General features: G+C 62.2%; 18 protein-coding genes and 1 rRNA gene (1 of these 19 cut by a window edge). 13 read left to right on the top strand and 6 right to left on the bottom strand.

The features are described from left to right. Window positions 1–9: 9 nt before the first annotated feature. The 6 genes from JST30_03005 (at window position 10) to JST30_02980 (ending at window position 5,142) form a co-directional block, all read left to right on the top strand. The gene (locus JST30_03005) at window positions 10–1,053 is read left to right on the top strand and encodes a lytic transglycosylase domain-containing protein (protein ID MBS1713288.1); all 1,044 of its coding nucleotides are present in this window, start codon (window positions 10–12) and stop codon (window positions 1,051–1,053) included. After that, window positions 1,050–1,391, top strand: coding sequence for a tRNA-binding protein (locus JST30_03000; GenBank protein MBS1713287.1), 342 nt, complete (start codon window positions 1,050–1,052; stop codon window positions 1,389–1,391). The genes JST30_03005 and JST30_03000 overlap by 4 nt, the downstream gene beginning before the upstream one ends. A gap of 83 nt (window positions 1,392–1,474) precedes the next feature. Next, window positions 1,475–2,047, top strand: coding sequence for a sigma-70 family RNA polymerase sigma factor (locus JST30_02995; protein ID MBS1713286.1), 573 nt, complete (start codon window positions 1,475–1,477; stop codon window positions 2,045–2,047). Further along, a complete protein-coding gene (locus JST30_02990; protein ID MBS1713285.1) occupies window positions 2,044–2,490 on the top strand; it encodes a zf-HC2 domain-containing protein in 447 nt (148 codons plus the stop codon). Before JST30_02995 ends, JST30_02990 begins: the two co-directional genes overlap by 4 nt. Then, a complete protein-coding gene (locus JST30_02985) occupies window positions 2,474–3,508 on the top strand; it encodes a hypothetical protein (protein ID MBS1713284.1) in 1,035 nt (344 codons plus the stop codon). Before JST30_02990 ends, JST30_02985 begins: the two co-directional genes overlap by 17 nt. 101 nt (window positions 3,509–3,609) lie before the next feature. Continuing rightward, window positions 3,610–5,142 (top strand): PDZ domain-containing protein, encoded by a 1,533-nt coding sequence (locus tag JST30_02980; GenBank protein MBS1713283.1) that lies wholly within the window; start codon window positions 3,610–3,612, stop codon window positions 5,140–5,142. 57 nt (window positions 5,143–5,199) lie between these two features. Here JST30_02980 and JST30_02975 read toward each other — a convergent pair whose 3' ends face one another. Continuing rightward, on the bottom strand, window positions 5,200–5,676 hold the full coding sequence (locus JST30_02975) for a transcriptional repressor (GenBank protein MBS1713282.1): 477 nt from the start codon (window positions 5,674–5,676) through the stop codon (window positions 5,200–5,202). Between the two features lie 155 nt (window positions 5,677–5,831). Between JST30_02975 and JST30_02970 the strand changes: the two genes are divergently transcribed. After that, the gene (locus JST30_02970; GenBank protein MBS1713281.1) at window positions 5,832–6,026 is read left to right on the top strand and encodes a hypothetical protein; all 195 of its coding nucleotides are present in this window, start codon (window positions 5,832–5,834) and stop codon (window positions 6,024–6,026) included. 74 nt (window positions 6,027–6,100) lie between these two features. Next, complete coding sequence (locus JST30_02965) at window positions 6,101–7,582, top strand: DUF1800 domain-containing protein (protein ID MBS1713280.1); 1,482 nt, start codon at window positions 6,101–6,103, stop codon at window positions 7,580–7,582. Window positions 7,583–7,594: 12 nt separating this feature from the next. On the opposite strand, the gene JST30_02960 is transcribed toward JST30_02965, so the two are convergent. Beyond that, complete coding sequence (locus JST30_02960; protein MBS1713279.1) at window positions 7,595–8,266, bottom strand: LON peptidase substrate-binding domain-containing protein; 672 nt, start codon at window positions 8,264–8,266, stop codon at window positions 7,595–7,597. Between the two features lie 96 nt (window positions 8,267–8,362). On the opposite strand from JST30_02960, the gene JST30_02955 reads away from it, so the two are divergent. After that, window positions 8,363–10,054, top strand: coding sequence for a GAF domain-containing protein (locus JST30_02955; protein MBS1713278.1), 1,692 nt, complete (start codon window positions 8,363–8,365; stop codon window positions 10,052–10,054). Between the two features lie 47 nt (window positions 10,055–10,101). Here the strand turns inward: JST30_02955 and JST30_02950 are convergent, their stop codons facing one another. The 3 genes from JST30_02950 to rpsF are packed head-to-tail and all read right to left on the bottom strand — an operon-like array spanning window position 10,102 to window position 11,866. Further along, window positions 10,102–11,166, bottom strand: coding sequence for a bifunctional phosphoglucose/phosphomannose isomerase (locus tag JST30_02950; GenBank protein MBS1713277.1), 1,065 nt, complete (start codon window positions 11,164–11,166; stop codon window positions 10,102–10,104). After that, window positions 11,163–11,576 (bottom strand): single-stranded DNA-binding protein, encoded by a 414-nt coding sequence (locus tag JST30_02945; protein ID MBS1713276.1) that lies wholly within the window; start codon window positions 11,574–11,576, stop codon window positions 11,163–11,165. Before JST30_02945 ends, JST30_02950 begins: the two co-directional genes overlap by 4 nt. After that, a complete protein-coding gene (gene rpsF, locus JST30_02940; protein MBS1713275.1) occupies window positions 11,573–11,866 on the bottom strand; it encodes a 30S ribosomal protein S6 in 294 nt (97 codons plus the stop codon). Before rpsF ends, JST30_02945 begins: the two co-directional genes overlap by 4 nt. Before the next feature lie 209 nt (window positions 11,867–12,075). On the opposite strand from rpsF, the gene JST30_02935 reads away from it, so the two are divergent. Then, entirely contained in the window at window positions 12,076–13,011 is a 936-nt protein-coding gene (locus tag JST30_02935) for a LytR C-terminal domain-containing protein (GenBank protein ID MBS1713274.1), read from the top strand. Window positions 13,012–13,023: 12 nt separating this feature from the next. On the opposite strand, the gene JST30_02930 is transcribed toward JST30_02935, so the two are convergent. Continuing rightward, window positions 13,024–13,617: a hypothetical protein gene (locus tag JST30_02930; protein MBS1713273.1), complete on the bottom strand. Its 594-nt coding sequence runs from the start codon at window positions 13,615–13,617 to the stop codon at window positions 13,024–13,026. Between the two features lie 53 nt (window positions 13,618–13,670). On the opposite strand from JST30_02930, the gene JST30_02925 reads away from it, so the two are divergent. From JST30_02925 to JST30_02915, 3 genes are all read left to right on the top strand, one after another. Next, window positions 13,671–14,531 (top strand): ChaN family lipoprotein, encoded by an 861-nt coding sequence (locus tag JST30_02925; protein MBS1713272.1) that lies wholly within the window; start codon window positions 13,671–13,673, stop codon window positions 14,529–14,531. After that, window positions 14,532–15,554: a quinone-dependent dihydroorotate dehydrogenase gene (locus JST30_02920; GenBank protein ID MBS1713271.1), complete on the top strand. Its 1,023-nt coding sequence runs from the start codon at window positions 14,532–14,534 to the stop codon at window positions 15,552–15,554. It abuts the gene before it with no gap. Between the two features lie 357 nt (window positions 15,555–15,911). After that, window positions 15,912–16,673 (top strand): 16S ribosomal RNA (locus tag JST30_02915); it runs 733 nt beyond the window's last position.

Raw genomic sequence — 16,673 nt, 5'->3', positions numbered from 1 at the left:
TTAGACGCCGTGAAACCCCTGAAAGCCATCCTGATCCTGTCGCTTGTCTGCCTGTTCCCGACGGTCTGGGCGCAGAGCCTTGACGAGTACGTCAAAGCCCGTCGGCAGTACGGCATCGTCTCTACGGCGGACGTCGCTTCGATCGACTCGATCGTGGGTAAGAGAGTCGTCGAGATCAAGGGGACGGTCAAAGGTGTCGTGGGATCGGGCGAAAGCGAACTCCTCATGGTCGAAGGGCCAGGCGGAGAACAACATTTCGTACGCTCGAACGGCGCGCCCGCCTGGTTGAAATCGGGCAATGTCGCGGCGCGCTTGATCGTCGAAGCCGAACGGGCTTCCGAGAACGGTCTGTTGCGGGCCACCCTCTTGGCCGCGGCCGGTGAGTCGGAAGTCGCCGATTACGAAGCGAAGAACAAGCCCGCCAAGATCACGGCTACGGTCGCGCCGCGGACCGTTCGGACAGGCGGGAGCAAGTCGTCGCGGACCAAGGGCCGTCCTGCGCCGCTGGCCGGGGACATTCCCAACGTGGTGACCAATCCGGTCTCGAGCCCGGCGCCCGGCGTTTCCGCCGAGTTGGCCAAAGTCGTCCCGACGTATGCCGCGTTCGCCAAGAAGCGCAATCCTAAGCTGAGCGACGCCCAGGCCGAGAAGATCGCCGAGAGCATCCTGGCGTACAGTGCCCACTTCGGGGTCGACGCCCGGCTCATCGTGGCCATCGTCATCACCGAAAGCGACTTCGATCCTCAGGAACGCAGCCATGCCGGAGCCATGGGGCTCGGCCAGTTGATGCCGGTCAACAAGAAGGAACTCGGCCTGACCGACGCCTACGACATCGAGCAGAACCTTTGGGGGACGGTGAAACTCGTCCGTGGGCACATCGACAAGTATTCGAAACAGACCGAGGACTCGTTCGAGGCGCTGGTTCTGGCCCTCGCGGGTTACAACGCCGGAGACGGTGCCGTCAAGAAGTACAACGGCGTCCCTCCTTACCGTGAGACGCAGAACTACGTCCGCAAAGTCATCGGCTATTATCGCCAGTTGTGCGGGAACTGAGTTCCGAGACGATCACTTGGGAGGATTTCGAGAAAGTCGAGATCCGCGTCGGTACGGTCACCCAGGCCGAGCCCTTTCCTGAGGCGAAAAAGCCCGCGATCAAGCTGTGGGTCGACTTCGGCCCGGCCGGGATCCGCCGCTCCAGCGCGCAGTTGACGGCCCGCTACTCGCCCGAATCTTTGATCGGGCGCCGTGTCGTAGGGGTCTTGAACTTTCCTGCGAAGCAGATCGGGCCGTTCGTCAGCGAGTGTCTGGTGACGGGGTTTTGCGACGAAAGCGGGGCGGTCGTGCTCTGCGTCCCCGACGACGACGTCCCGAACGGGTCCCGCTTGTTCTGACCGCCGGCATTTGCACCGGTACTGGCCCAGGACCGCGGCCGGACGGGAACACTGCGCTAGAATGCTCCGGTAGAGGCTGTACGATGTTGGCGACTTGGGTCAAAAAATGGACGGGGGTCCGCGACGAGCGAAGACCGCTGTTCGAGCGCCTGATGGGGCAGACCTATCGCCAAGCCTATAACATGGCCTACCGCTTGACGGGGAACGGCAGTGACGCCGAAGACCTCTTGCAAGAGACTTTTGTCAGGGCCTACCGCTTCTTCCACAGGTACGACGAGTCCCTTCCGTTCGCTTCGTGGCTGTTCCGGATCATGACGAACGTCCACATCGACACGGCCCGGAAGCGGGCACGGTTGAAGACGGTCAGCCTCGAATCCGGGCATGACAACCGGACATGGGAGTTCGCGGACGAGACGTCAGGGGCCGACCAGGGCCTTCTCCAAGAGGAACTGGAAGAGCCCATTCAGCTCGGCTTGAAGTCGATGACGCCGGAGTTCCGTACGGCCGTCCTTTTGGCCGATGTCGAAGGAATGTCCTACGAAGAGATCGCCGACGTCATGTCCACGTCGATCGGCACCGTCCGGTCCAGGATCCATCGCGGCCGCAAGCAGCTGCGCCATTACCTGGAGCGCCACGGGGAGGTGAGCCTCGTATGACCTGCGAACAAGCGTCGCGTCTCCTTTCGGCGCTCGTCGACGGTGAACTCGACGCGACCGAGACTTCGAGCGTCAGGGCCCATGCGGAGACTTGCACGGTCTGCGCCTACGAGATCCAAGTCCTCGAGGGCCTGAAGGGCCAATTCCACGGTTTCGATCCGGCGACGCCACCGGCCGGGCTCGAATCCCGGTTGAACGAGGCGGTCTTCGGCAAGCCTAAAGCCGACGTCGGACGTTGGGCCGTGGTGGGCTTGCTCGCCGCATCGTCGGTCGCCGCCGCCTGGCTCGCCGTCCGGGTCGTCGGCCCTTGGGAGCAGCCGTCCCGCCCTAACCCTGTGAAACCTGCTGTCAACCGTGCTTCGGATCAAGCTTACGTGACGAGCACTGACCCGATCGACCTTGGCGCTCCGGTGGTGAGCGTCGGATTTGCGGGCGACCGCTGAACCGGTGGTCCCTCGGTCCCGATCTCGACGGTCCTGGTGGCCGGTCGCCCTGGCGGCGCTTGCCGCGTCCTGGCCCGCCGGGCAGGCCCTGGGTCAGAACGGCCAGGTCAGCGCTAAGGCCCGGTTGAAGCGGCTCCTGTCGAACCAAAGGGCGGTCGACGCGGTGCGCTTTGAGCACCGCGTCGACCCGTCGGGGGCCGAATGGTTGCTTAAAGTCCAAGTCGCCAAGAGAAAGGGCGTCATGGTGACCGTCATCAACCCGATCTCACGTTCTGGCGTCGTGTCGATCGATGACGGAAAACTCTTCCAGATCTATTCCCGTGACGAAGACCTCTTGCGCGTCCAGGCCTCTCCCGTCCAGATGCAGCCCTCGGTCGAGTGGCGCATGAAGCTGATCGACCAGAACTACAAAGTCCGCTTCGGCGACGGCGACAATATCGGGGGACGGGCCGTGCAAGCGATCGAAATGGTGCCGGTGCACGCGCCGGTTCCGGCCCGGACATTCTACTTTGAACCCGAACACGACACCGTCCTGCGGTACGTCGTGAGCCAGCCGGACGACGACGAGTTCGTCGTTTTCGAGACGAAATCGGTCACCTTCGGGCGCGAGGCGGCCGAGCGCGGCTTTTCCCTTCCCGCATCTTCGGAGGAGGCCCGGATCGTCAAGGAGCCTACGCCGAAGAAGTTGGTCAAAGCGGCGGACGCCCGTGACGACGTCGGGTTTACGCCCCGGGTCCCCAAGCAGCTCCCATACGGGTTCAAGGCGACGGGTTCCTACCTGTTCGGGGCCGACCGATCGGCGTTCGTCGATATCAAGCTCTCCGACGGTATGGCGAGCCTGACCGTCCGGCAATGGAAGCCGACGGACGGGGGCCGGCGGCCGATGGCGCCCCGGAGCGCGCCCCAAGACCAGGACCGTTACGGCGTGTACTTCGCGGTGACCGAGGGTACGACCGACCATTTACCGGACGAGGTCTTGGAGAGCGTTCTCCAGGCCTTTCTCAAGGTGTCCGGATAGGACTGGGAACTCCATTCCGGCCCCGGTCCGTTTCAGAACTGTGTGAGCCGCACCGGATCCGGTGCCACAATCCTCCTTAAGAGACTCAATTTGAACCGACCATGAGCAACTTTCTGAACCGTCCTTGGGCTGTCTTTGGTGCCGGAGCCGTCGTCGTGCTCGGCGTCGTCGCGGCTCAGAACTTCAAACCGGGATCGACGCTGTTCGCCAGCCAGTCTCCCGTCAACCTCAAGATGGCCGCTCTGAACACCGGGGTCGACATCTCCAACCTGAAGGCCCTTGACGCGTCCTTTTCAGCGCTGAGCGAAGCCGCCTCCCAGGGTGTCGTCCTCGTCACGTCGGACACGCGCTCTGATTCGGAGAACGACGTCATGTCGCAACTCCAGGGTGTGCGGTCCGGAAGCGGCTTCGTCTACCGCTCGGACGGATGGATCGTGACCAACGACCACGTGGTCTCTGGCCTGGACAAGGTCAAGATCGTCTTGGCCGACGGACGAGAGATGGTCGGCAAGGTCATCCATGCCAACGATCCGCAACTCGACTTGGCCGTCGTCAAGCTCGACGCCAAGGACCTGCCGTTCCTGAGCCTGGCCGATAGCGGTCAGGTCAAGGTCGGCCAACTCACGTTGGCGATCGGCGCCCCGTTCGGGCTTGCCGATTCGGTCACGGTCGGCCACGTCAGCGCGATCGGCCGCCCCGGTCAAGTCGCAGACGGCATCGGTTGGCGCGTCTATTCGGGGCTGATCCAGACCGACGCTTCGATCAACCCCGGGAACAGCGGCGGTCCGCTCGTCAACGTCGACGGCGACGTCATCGGCGTGAATTCGGCGATCAACACGACCACCGGATCGAGCGCCGGCATCGGCTTCGCCATTCCGAGCAACGTGGTCAAGGTCGTCGCCGACGAACTGATCTCCAAGGGCAAGTTCGACCGCGGGATGCTTGGCGTCGTCCCTCGCGACCTGAAGCCCTATGAGATGAAGGAGAAGAACCTTCAGGGCGGAGCGGTGGTCTCGAAGCTCGAGCCGGAGTCTCCCGCCTACAAGCAAGGCATCCGGGAAGGCGACGTCATCACAGCGATCGACGGTCAATCCGTCGCCCGGGAGATCGATCTGCGTATCGCGCTCTATCGCCACTCTCCGAACGAGACCGTCGGGGTCACCTACTTGAGGGGCCAGCAGTCGAAGTCGGTCCAGGTCAAATTGGAAGACGTCAAGGCGAACACGCCTCCGGTGCAGAACAACGGTTCCGGTACGTTCCCCGACGGGATCCAGCCGTTCGGCCAGGGTTCGCCGGATCCGAGGGGCCAAGAAGAGCCGCAGGCCCGCACGGCCAAGCCCAGGCTCGGTGTCGGTGTGAAGCAGATCGACGCGAACGTCCGTTCTCAGTTCACGTTGCCGGGCGACGCCAAAGGCGTGGTCGTCGAGACCGTGGCTCCGGGTTCGTTCGCTTCGAAAGTCGACCTGCAGCCCGGAGACGTCATCGTCTCGATCAACGGCCGCGCCGTGAACCTCGTGTCGGACCTGACCGACGCGATGGGCGGTGTCGACTGGGGCGACCAGGTCGCGGTCAAGTTCGTCCGCTACAAAGGTGGATCGAGGCAGGAGTTCACCGTCACCGTCCCGTTCCGCTAACGACACGTCCGTTGCACGCCGAAGCGGCCCAGTCCCTCAGGACGGGGCCGCTTTCGTTCAGGCCTGACCGCAGTCTCCGCAGTCCGCGAGGATTTCCAGCCGGGTCTCGATCGCTTCGAGCCCTAGCTCGGCCAATTGACGTCGGGTGGCTTCAAGCACCTCGTCCGGAATCGTGAGCTCCCTGACTTTGCCGCATTTGGAGCAGACCACGTGCTCTGCCTGGTCGCCGTGGGTCTCCTCAAGGCGGCAAGCGACGTAGCCGTTGACGACGCCGACGTGGTGGACGAGCCCCAGCCCGGTCAACGTGTCGAGGGCCCGATAGACCGAAACGACGTCCGTCTTCCCGCCCGACGCTACGATCTCCTGGTGCACGCCGTAGGGCGTCAAGGGGGTTTCGGCTTTGGCCAACACGCGCACGACCTGGAGCCTCGGCGCCGTGATACGGAGTCTGTGCCGCTGCAGCAAGGCGACGGCCTGGCCCGCGAAGCCCGTTTGGGGCAGGACGATCGCCCCCTTCTTGCGCCGGACTTTCACCAAGTCGGATCGTACCTGGGGCTAATCCAGGGAAAAACTGCCCGCTAGGCTTGCGCGAGCGTGGTTGAACCGGACAAACTCACGGCAGCTTGGACAACGCTCGGGCCTGGATGCCAGAGAGTTGCCAACTAACACGAGAGGCGTAAGAAAGAACCATGAAGTTTTATAACCTCAAAACACGGTCGCACGTCGATGTGCCCGATAGCGATGTCCGAAAGACCAAGATGGTCCGGAAGACCAAAAACGGCGAGCAGGTCCGCTACGCCCTCACGGCCGAGTTCGGTGGCAGCAAGCTCTTCAAGTTCGTCAACGAGGCGACCTACAAGTCCACCGACGTTAAGGAAGTCTGAACCGCCGGGCTTCGGCCCGGACTGCCCCAAGGGCGTGCGCTGAACTCCAGCGTGCGCCCTTCGTCTTTACGTCCATGACCGGATTCGGGGAGCGGGAGAAGGTCGCCCACCTATTGCGACGGTTCGGGCTTGGCGCCAGTGAGGCCGAGTTGGACTTTTACGGCCAAGACGGTTACAAGGGTGCCTTGGACAGGCTCTTGTCGTACGCGTCCGTGGCGGATCCCGTCGTCGAACTGGACCGCTTTGCCAACGACAAGGGCCTCGTCAACGTCAAAGGCGTCCAAGCCTGGTTCTACACCCGGTTGCTCGTGACGAACCGCCCGCTCGAGGCCGCACTCGTCGTGTTCTGGCACAACCATTTCGCGACGAGCGCCGATAAGGTCGACGCCGTCGGCGCCCTCCACGATCACGTGGAATGCCTCTACACCCACTGTGCGGGCAAGTTCCAAGACCTTTTGACGGGCGTCTCCAAAGACCCGGCGATGCTTTATTGGCTGGACAACCACGAGAACAAGAAAGGCAAGCCGAACGAAAACTTCGCCCGAGAGGTCATGGAGCTCTTTACCCTGGGCATCGGCCATTACACGGAGACCGACGTCCAGGAAGCGGCGCGAGCCCTGACAGGCTGGACTTATGGCGTCAAGCGCGGGCAAAGGACGGTCGAAACACCCAAGCCGGCCCAACGCCCCAAACTGAAGGTCGAACAGCCGGGCCCCCGGATCCAGTTCCTGTTCCGGTCGGAGCAGCACGATTCGGGTGAAAAGTCGATCCTCGGGAATCGAGGGGCCTTCGATGGGGACGACGTGCTCGGCATCCTGACGGGCAATCCGCGAACCGCCGTGTTCCTCGCCGAGAAGGCGTGGTCGTGGTTCGCGTATCCCAATCCGGAAAGAGCGGTCGTCGAGCGCGTCGCGAAGGCGTTCCGTGACTCGGGAATGGACGTCAAGGCCCTCGTCAGGGCGATCGCCGAATCCCCCGAGTTCCTTTCCGAGAAGTGCGTCCGGCACCTCGTCAAGAACCCCGTGGTCTACTGCCTCTCGTCTCTCCGCCAGTTGGGGGTCGGTGCCGTCCACGCCAAGCGTCTGGCCGAAGACGAAGCCCTCAAAGGGCTTCGGGCTGCAGGCCCGGCGGCGATCGCGATGCTGGCGACCAAGTCCATGGGCATGGAGCTCCTGTACCCACCGGACGTTTCCGGTTGGAAAAGCGGGGAGGCTTGGATCTCCTCGGCGACGATGGTCGAGCGGCTCAAGTGGTCCGAACGCCTGTTCGGGGAAGCGACCGTCGCCCGAGGAGCGGCAAAGGGTCCGGCCAAGTTGGGAGGGCAGAGCCTCCGTTATCCGGCGATGGGGCTGTTCGCAGACGATCCGACCCCTGCGGGGACGGTCGACCGCCTCCTGTCCGTTTTCGACGTGACGTTGCCCGAGCAGAAGCGGGCCCAGTTGAGGAAGGCGGCGGACGACGCCTCTGAAGGGGCCGTGTCGCCTTCGAACGCGAACAACGTGGCGTCCGCCGTCTGTCGTCTGGTCTTCAGTTCGCCTGAGTTCCAGTTCTGCTGAGACCGCGTCCGGTCAGTTGGGGAAAATCCACTCCCGGAAGTGGGAGGGCGAGACCTTATGGTCGTCCGCGACTTTGGCCTCGACCATGTGCCGTTCCAGGATCGGGATCATCTCGGACAGCCGATCAAGGGTGTCCGTCGTCTCGAGGAGCCGCTGTTTGTCGAGGTTCTCGATCTGAAGGAAGTTCGCGACGACGAACGAGAGGGCGGTCGGGTCGGTGGGAAGCTTGATTTTGGCGACTTTGACGTCGAAGCGAGAGAAGTAGTTCTCAATATAGGCTTGGACGTACTCCCGTGATCGGAGTACGAGCTCTTCGGCGCGGGGTGTGTCCTCGACCTCCAGTTCGATCAGGGGCTCGACGTAGCCGACGAGGTACGGCTTCGTCTCGTCCAGCTTTCGGACCCGAAATCGCCGTTCTCCATGAACTCGGACGTCCATTTTGCCGTCATCGAACGTGTGGACCGAAACGATACGGACGGCGGTGCCGACGAGATAAGGCTCGGCTTGGCCCCCCACTTCTTCCCCGGACCGTATCAGGACGACGCCGAACGGCTGATCGTGTTGCGTGCAATGGCGGACCATCTCGCGGTACCGGTCTTCAAAGACATGAAGCTGAAGTTGGGCGTAGGGGAAGAGCACCGTGTCCAAGGGGAAGAGGGGCATTTCCTCAAGCCGGTGACCCATTGAGGGCATTATATCCCCCGCCCGGGGCCCCGGCCTTGGAGGCTTCCGGCTGGTATCATCATCCTTCTGACCTAGCCTGTTGCGAGTACTTTTGAGATGACCTCTACAAACGACGAACTCCTCAAACGGATAGCCGACCTAGAGGCGGAACTCCAACATCTCAGGACTTCAGACGTCTCTCGGACGGATTCGGTCAGGACCGGGTCGGTCGAGTCTGGAGTCGAGGTCGCCCCGATCCAGGAAGGAGACATCACGCTCCGGCGCCTCGTCCAGCGGGTCGCCATGATCCTTCAGGCCGAAAAGATCGTGATCATGTTCTACGACCGGGAGTCCGGCGAACTCATCGCGATCCCGCCCGCTTACGGCGTCGAGGACAGCAAGCTCGAGTTGTTCAAAGTTCGGGCCACGCAAGGCGTGAGCGGCGAGGTCTTCCGCTCGGGCGAGCCCCAGATCTTTCACGACGCGACCACTGACGCTCGGACGAAGAAGGACATGGTCGCGATCATGCACGTCCAGAACGGCATTTCCGTCCCGCTCATCATCGAGAAGCGGGACGAGGAGAACCGGATCGTGGAGCGGACGACGATCGGCGTCCTGCACGCCTTCAACAAGCGCCACGGCGAAGATTTTAACGACGAAGACGTCCGCCTACTCGAGCGAATGGCCCGGAACGTCGGGTCGATCATCGCCAACCTCCAGCTCTATCGTGAAGTCGTCGAGGAACGCGAAGAGCTCTTGCAGACGTTCGAGTCGCTCACGAGCGGACTTGTGCTCGTTTCTCCTGAGGGCCGACTGAGCCAGATGAACGCGACGGCCCGGGCGATCTTCGAAGTCCCGATCGACGTCGTCGGGAAGCTCTACCGGGAGGTGTTGAAGAACGAGGCCATCTCGGACTTCTTCGACAAGGGCATCCAAGGCACCGACATGCCCGCGATCGAGATCACGACGGACGTCGGACACGCCGAACGCGTGTTCACGGTCCAGGGTGCTGCGGTGAGGAACGAAGAAGGGAAGAACCTGGGATTCGTCAGCATCCTCAACGACGTCACCGAGCAGAAGAACCTGGACAAGATGAAGTCGAGCTTCGTCGCGATGGCGTCGCACGAGCTCCGCACCCCGCTGACGGCGATCAAGGGATTCACCAGTACCCTCTTGATGGACGATACGTTCACGAGGGACGAGCAGAAGGAGTTCTTGCAGATCATCGAACACGAGTGCGACCGGCTCCGGCGCCTCATCGACGACCTCCTCAACACGGCCAGGATCGAGGCGGGCGAGAGCCTCAAACCGAACTACACCAGGTTCAACATCGAAAACCTCTTGGACAAGGTCGTGGTCGTCCAGAACCAAGCGTCGACCAAGCACACGGTTTACAAGCGGGTCCACAACGACCTGCCCGAGACCATCATCGGAGACGAGGACAAGTTCGATCAGATTTTGACGAACCTCCTGAACAATGCGATCAAGTACTCGCCGGAGGGTGGAGACGTCCTCGTTCATGCCTGGTACGACGGTGGCAACGAGATCACCCTCGGAGTCCAAGACCAAGGCATCGGCATTCCGGCCGACCATCTGAACAAAGTGTTCGAGCGGTTTCACCGGGTGAACAACGAAGACAACCGGAAGATTTATGGAACGGGCTTGGGCCTCTACCTGGTGAGGCACCTCGTCGAAGACGTCCACTTGGGCAAAGTCTGGGTCGAATCAGAGGTCGGGAAGGGATCGACCTTCATGATGACGGTGCCGATCTCGCTCGACATCGAACAGGCGAAAGAGCACAACCAGTAAGCCCGGAGAGGTTCCGGGCTCGTAACGCGCTTCCTCCGCCCGATGGGCTATGGGACGTTGGCGAGTTCCGACTTCAGGATGTTGATCGAGTCGATGTTTTCAGGATCGACATCGTTCAGGGCTGCCAGATAGAGCGAGACGAAGTCGCCGTACAGTGTCAGGGCGAGCATCTTTTCCATCAACGACGCGCCAGGTGCCCGTACGTGGACCGTTTTGGCGACGTTGCCGATCAGCCTCGCGGTCACTTCGGCCCTCTTCTTCATCTTCGCGCTCTCGGTGCCGTCCTCGAGCACGATGGAGAGCCACGCGGCCACGCCTTGACCATCGGCCTTGACCCAGCCCAAGACTTCGTTGTGGCACAACTCGGGATAGGTATGGGCAAAGGTCAGGTTTTTCGCGTTTTCACAGATCTGGCCCTTCCACCTGCCCGCGACCAGTCCTTGCCAAGAGCCGAGACCATAAATGACGCTGATCTTGCCGTGAAGGTCTTCGGCAAGGCCTTTCGTGGGGTTCGTGGCGGACGGCGATCCTACGCCCCACTCCGTCACGCAACGCCGCAGCAAGGCGACGGCCGAGCCCCAATCTTGCTTGGGCAGCAGTCCTAGGGTCTCACAGCTTGTGACGACCGGAGCGAACAGGTAGCCCAGGGCCGTCCGAGGCGGCTGGCCTGCCGGAATGACGATCAAGGGCCGTCCTTCAAGCCTTGCGAGCTCGGCCAGTCGGCCGCCGCTCGTGACGCAGACGATCCGGCATCCCTTCGCTTTGGCGTCGGCATAGGCGCTGAGCGTCTCCTCGGTATTGCCCGAGTAGCTCGTCGCGAACACGAGCGTCTCGGGTCCGGCCCACGAGGGTAGAAAGTAGTCCCGGTTCACCTGGAAAGGGACGCTCCCTTCCGTCTCGAACAGGGCGCGGGTCAAGTCTCCGCCGGCGGCGGAACCGCCCAGTCCGGTCAGGAGCACCTGGCCGGGCCGTCCTTGAACTGTGGACAGGTCTGCCTTGTAGCCGATGTCGACGGCTTCGGAGACTTGGTCAGGAAACGCGCACGTCAGGGCGTACATCCCTTTCGGATCGTTCCGAAGGACGTACGCTTCGTCGTCGAGCAAGTGCTTCATTCGTCTGCAAACGGATCGAATTCGTCTTCCGACGGGACGGACCCAGAGGACCCGCTGACGACGGCGCTGCCCGCCATCGCGTCCTCTCTCGGCTTGTCGAGGCCTTGGACGTTGTCGGCGACGATTTCCACGACCTCGCGGTTGTTCCCGTCCCGGTCCGTGTATTTCCGGCTCTGGAGCCGACCGTCGACGGCGACGAGCCGGCCCTTGTTGAGATAGTTGGCGACGAACTCGGCCGTCTGTCCCCATGCGGAGACGCGGAAGAAATCGGCGTCCGGAGAGCCGTCGGAAGGCTTGATGCGCTTGGACACGGCGATCGAAAAGTCGGTCACCTGCTTGCCCGTCGTCGTCGTCCGAAGTTCCGGATCTCGGGTCAGGCGCCCGACGAGCACGACGCGGTTGATGCTCACGAGGCTTCCTCTCTCAGAAGGATAGTGTGGCGGATGACGCTGTCGTTGATCCTCATGAGACGGCTCAACTCGGCAGGGACCTGCGGCGGAGCGTCGAAGTGCATGATCACGTAGTTGCCGTCACGGTGGCCTTTGATCTCGTAGGCAAGCTTGCGCTTCTCCCACTTGCCGGCCGTTTCAACGGTGCCTCCGTTCTTCTCGACGACGGACTTGAAGTTGTCGGCGACCTTTTGGACTTCGTCGTCGGTCATCGCGGCCGGAACGATATAAAACGCTTCGTATTTCTTCATGGGCTCCCTCTGGTCTGGGTTCTGGCGTCTTGGACACGGTCCAAGGCGCAGAGAGTCGAAGGTCAATGATACCACCCGGCCTTGACCTTCGGCCCAGTCAGGGATTCGCCTGACAGGACTTCCCACGATGGGACTTTGTCGCCAAGCCGGGAACCTTGCGGACTTCGGCTTCCGTAGGTGCGGATGGAGCCGTTCCTGAGGAAGCTGCCATGAAAGGAAAAGTCCTGACCATCACCGGATTCGCCGCCGCCGCCTTGGCCGCGACCATCGCGACCGCGAACCTCGTCCCACCGCGCGTGTTCGATCCGCTCGAGACCGGTCAAGACAAGACCTTGACGATGGACTTCAGGAACGCCGCCGCCCAGGACGTGTTCGAGTGGCTGAAGAAGTCCGGAGTCGACTTCGTCGTCGAGACCGGTTCGATCCCGAAGGACAAAAGGCTGACGGTCAGCATCAAGGGGCGATCGGCGGACGAGGCCGTCGAGGCCGTCGCCGAAGCCCTTGGTATGGGTGTGACGAAGAAGGGCCGGACGTTCGTCCTCCGCCCGGAGGCCCCATGGGGACTTTCGCGCTCCGACGGCAAGGCCTTTATGGCGCCACAGTTCGACAAAGATGCGATGAAGGCCTGGCGCCTCTACGCGCCGGACATGTCCAAGGACTGGGAGAAGTGGTCGGACGAGTTGAAGGACTCCTTCAAGGACCTTCCCAAGACCGAGTGGAACGAGAAGGACTGGGAGACGTTCTCCAAGGGTCTCAAGGACTCCTTGAAGGACGTTCCGAAGTGGAAAGGCCTTCCGGACGGAGGTTCGTTCGACTTCAAGGAGCCCAAGGACCTTCCACCGATGACTTGGGACTTCAAGGGTTTCGACGGCAAAGAGTGGAACGACCTGAAGGGGCTCCGGGAATTCAAGGACTGGAAGGGATTCAAGGACTTTCCGGCCAATGCCATGAAGTTCGGCGACATCGGCAAACTGATCGAGAGCCTCACGCCCGAGCAGTTGAAGAAGAACAAGTCGAAGGGCTATTTGACGGTCGACGACCTGACGTCCGAGCAACGGAAGCTCCTGGGAAGTTTCGACGGTGACGGCGACTTCACCGTACGGTTCGACAAGGACGGCAAGTCCGTGACCATCAAACGAAAGTAAGGCTGGGCGGCCCTATCGTTCCGACGATGGGCCGCCGTCTTTTTCCTGATCGGCCTCGGACTCAACCGTCCCGCCGAAAGCCTCGACCGCGTCTCCCGTATCGTCCATGGCCAGAGTCACAAGGTCGTGGAGCTTTTCCAGGCCGGCGACTTGGTCCTGCAACGCGGTCACGACGCCGAGCGCCTGTTCCAGGTCGCGGAACGCGTCGTTCCCGGTCTCGATCCGCTTCTTGCGTTCATCGTCCGTCTTGACGAAGTCCTTCTTGACGTCGTCGACGGTCGGAGGGTCTCCGGCCGCTTCGGACACGGATTCGCCGGCGCTGTCGAGGAAATCGACCAGGTCCTGTGCGGCGGACGCCAGGTCACCGTCGGCCTGCTTCAAGTATTCCCGCGCTGCGACGAGAGCGGCCTCGATGGACTCGCTGGCTCCCGTCATCTGGACGGCGCCGCGCCGCAACTGGTCTGCGAGTTCAGTGTCAGGATCGTCGGGCGCGGCGCTGTAACTCGCGTCGTCGGGCGCACGGTAAACGACGCCTTTGTCTTTGGGGCCGCACCCGGCGACCAGGGCCAGTCCCGCGAAAACGACGACAGGCAGGACGTTCCTCACGGGCTTCAATGGTACCAGTTGACTTCGCCGACGCCGTTGCACGACAATGGGCCATGCCTCTCTTTCCCGTAGCGATCGTCCAAAGCGATCCGTACCTGCTCGACATCGGTACCAAGGGCCAGGTCGAAGTCAAACCGGGCTTCACGGACACGGCGACGGGCAAGCGCGCGTCCGTCAAGGACGTCGTCAATGCCGCGAAAGGCGTCCGGTTCGTCTTCGTCGGCGAGTCCCACAACAATCCGGAACATCACACTGTGCAGGCACAAGTGATCGAGGCCCTTGTCAAAGACGGCCGCAAGGTCTGCGTCGGGATGGAGATGTTCACGAGGGACAACCAAGGCAACCTCGGCGCCTTTCCGCTGGGATGGTGGTCGGACGAGGAGTTCCAGGCCCGGTCCGATTGGAAGAAGCAATGGGGTTTCCCCTACCGTATCTATAAGCCGGTTTTCGACGCGGTCAAGAAGCACCGCTTGCCGCTTGTCGCGCTGAACGTGCCTCGCGACTGGGTGCGCCAAGTGTCGCGCCAAGGGCCATCGTCGTTGACCGACGTTCAGAAGAAGTGGGTGCCCGACCTTGACCTCGGGAACCAGGAGCACCGGTCCGTCTTCGACGCGTTGGTCGGCGGACATGCCGGCAGCGGCGCCGACGGCATGTACGCCGGCCAAGTGACTTGGGACACCGCGATGGCGAACACGGCTCTCGAGTTCTTGGGCGAGAAGGGCGCGCCGGACCGGGTGATGGTGATCGTCGTCGGATCCGGGCACATGATGTACGGACAAGGCATCAACTGGCGGATCTCCAAACGGACGGGCGAGCGGACGCTGAACGTGACGTGCATCGACTCCGAGGGCCCGCGCCAGGTGAGCAAGGGTCTGGGCGACTTCGTGTACGTCGCCGCCCCCGTCAAGGAGTAGATGGGGCTCTACGAGTCCCTGATCCGCCCGGCCCTCTTCTCGCTCGACGCTGAAAGGGCCCACCGACTCGGTCTTTGGGCCGTGTCCCACGGACTGGTCCAAGCCCCGCGACCTAGCGACCTTCCCTTATCACGGTTCGGCGTGGATTTCAGACATCCGGTCGGGCTTGCAGCCGGTTTCGATAAGGACGGCACCGCGATCGACCGCTGGGAAGACCTCGGTTTCGCGTTCGTAGAACTGGGAACGGTCACGCGGCATCCGCAGCCCGGAAACGCGAGACCGAGGCTGTTCCGGTTGCCCGAAGACCGCGCCGTGATCAATCGCATGGGGTTCAACAACGAGGGTTCCGAGGCCCTGGCCAGACGTCTCGAAACGGCTCGTCCGGGGATTCCGGTCGGCGTCAACATCGGAAAGTCGAAGGTCACGCCAATGGACGAGGCGCCAAGGGACTACGAGTTCTCGTTCCGTTTGTTGGCTCCGCTGGCCGACTATGTGGTCGTCAACGTCTCCTCTCCCAACACTCCGGGGCTGCGCGGGCTTCAAGAGAAGGGGCCGCTTCACGAGATCTTACTGAGGCTCCGGGCCATCGATCCAGACAAACCGCTGTTCGTCAAAGTCGCTCCGGACCTAGACGGCGACTCGCTGGACGATATCGCGGAGGTCGTGTCTACGACCCGGCTCACGGGCGTCGTCGCCACCAACACGACCGTGTCACGGGACGGACTGGCCCGTGATCCCGGTCAAGACGGCGGTCTGTCCGGCGCGCCCCTGAAGCCGATGGCCGACCGGGCGCTGTCCCGATTGAAGTCGTCTTGTCCCGAAGGTACGGTCTTCATCGGCGTGGGAGGCGTGATGTCGGCCGCGGACGCCCAGGACAAACTGGACTTGGGCGCGGACCTCGTCCAAATCTATACGGGTTGGATCTATGGCGGGCCGTCGTTCGTCGCAGACCTGGTCGAAGGGCTGACTCGACCGCCGATGAGCGTCCGGGAACGGGACCCGGAGCAGACGGGGACGGCTTGACCTGTGGTGGTCTAGCAGGCCCGGGACGGGCCGCGGCCCATCGGTCGAAGTCGGTCTGCAACCGCCGTGAGGCACAAAAAGGGACCCGAAGTCCCGACTTTCCAGGGATATCTCCCGGGACCCTTGATTCCTCCGGAAAGGCGTGCCTATAATAGCCCTTGCCCCTGAAGAAGGGTGCCGCAGATTGAAAGCTCCATAGAGTGGTGACACACAGCGCAACAGCCTCGTCGCGAGAGATCGCGAAGAGGTTTCAACCAGCCCCGCAGAACCGGTAGAAGGGCCCTCACAGCCCGGACGGATTTGCGGAAGAGCTCTCTAAGAACGGCCTGACCCGCTTCGGCGGAATCAAGAACGTTTTTTTCGGAGAGTTTGATCATGGCTCAGGACGAACGCTGGCGGCGTGCCTAAAACATGCAAGTCGAACGAGGCAGCAATGTCTAGTGGCGAACGGCGGAGTAAGACGTAAGCAACGTGCCCCGGAGTCTGGGATATACGGTCGAAAGACCGGGCAATACCGGATACGGCCACCGAGAGGCATCTCTTGGTGATTAAACGGTTTTTCGCTTCGGGAGCGGCTTACGGCCTATCAGCTAGTTGGTGGGGTAACGGCCTACCAAGGCTACGACGGGTAGGGGGTCTGAGAGGATGATCCCCCCGAGTGGGACTGAGACACGGCCCACACACCTACGGGTGGCAGCAGTTGGGAATCTTGCACAATGGGGGAAACCCTGATGCAGCGACGCCGCGTGGAGGACGAAGGATTTAGGTCTGTAAACTCCTTTTACCAGGAAAGACTTAGGACGGTACCTGGTGAATAAGCCCCGGCTAACTACGTGCCAGCAGCCGCGGTAATACGTAGGGGGCGAGCGTTGTCCGGATTTACTGGGCGTAAAGGGCGCGTAGGCGGTCCGTTAAGCGTGAAGTGAAATCTCCAGGGCTCAACCCGGAAATTGCTTTGCGAACTGGCGGACTGGAGGAAGGCAGAGGTGAGTGGAATTCCCGGTGTAGCGGTGACATGCATTGATATCGGGAGGAACACCCATGGCGAAGGCAGCTCACTGGGCCTTTCCTGACGCTGAGGCGCGAAAGCGTGGGTAGCAAACAGGATTAGATACCCTG

It is taken from the genome of Armatimonadota bacterium (assembly GCA_018268395.1).
In the GTDB taxonomy this organism is placed as follows: Bacteria; Armatimonadota; Fimbriimonadia; order Fimbriimonadales; family Fimbriimonadaceae; genus JAEURO01.
This window is presented reverse-complemented; position numbering and strand designations above follow the sequence as displayed.

Bases quoted from the DNA above. Each gene is read 5' to 3' on its own strand.
- JST30_02920 (MBS1713271.1), top strand. From the start codon at position 14,532: ATGGGGCTCTACGAGTCCCTGATCCGCCCGGCCCTCTTCTCGCTCGAC.
- rpsF (MBS1713275.1), bottom strand. From the start codon at position 11,866: ATGAAGAAATACGAAGCGTTTTATATCGTTCCGGCCGCGATGACCGAC.
- JST30_02980 (MBS1713283.1), top strand. From the start codon at position 3,610: ATGAGCAACTTTCTGAACCGTCCTTGGGCTGTCTTTGGTGCCGGAGCC.
- JST30_02990 (MBS1713285.1), top strand. From the start codon at position 2,044: ATGACCTGCGAACAAGCGTCGCGTCTCCTTTCGGCGCTCGTCGACGGT.
- JST30_02955 (MBS1713278.1), top strand. From the start codon at position 8,363: ATGACCTCTACAAACGACGAACTCCTCAAACGGATAGCCGACCTAGAG.
- JST30_02995 (MBS1713286.1), top strand. From the start codon at position 1,475: ATGTTGGCGACTTGGGTCAAAAAATGGACGGGGGTCCGCGACGAGCGA.
- JST30_02970 (MBS1713281.1), top strand. From the start codon at position 5,832: ATGAAGTTTTATAACCTCAAAACACGGTCGCACGTCGATGTGCCCGAT.
- JST30_02925 (MBS1713272.1), top strand. From the start codon at position 13,671: ATGCCTCTCTTTCCCGTAGCGATCGTCCAAAGCGATCCGTACCTGCTC.
- JST30_02960 (MBS1713279.1), bottom strand. From the start codon at position 8,266: ATGGGTCACCGGCTTGAGGAAATGCCCCTCTTCCCCTTGGACACGGTG.
- JST30_02935 (MBS1713274.1), top strand. From the start codon at position 12,076: ATGAAAGGAAAAGTCCTGACCATCACCGGATTCGCCGCCGCCGCCTTG.
- JST30_02965 (MBS1713280.1), top strand. From the start codon at position 6,101: ATGACCGGATTCGGGGAGCGGGAGAAGGTCGCCCACCTATTGCGACGG.
- JST30_02950 (MBS1713277.1), bottom strand. From the start codon at position 11,166: ATGAAGCACTTGCTCGACGACGAAGCGTACGTCCTTCGGAACGATCCG.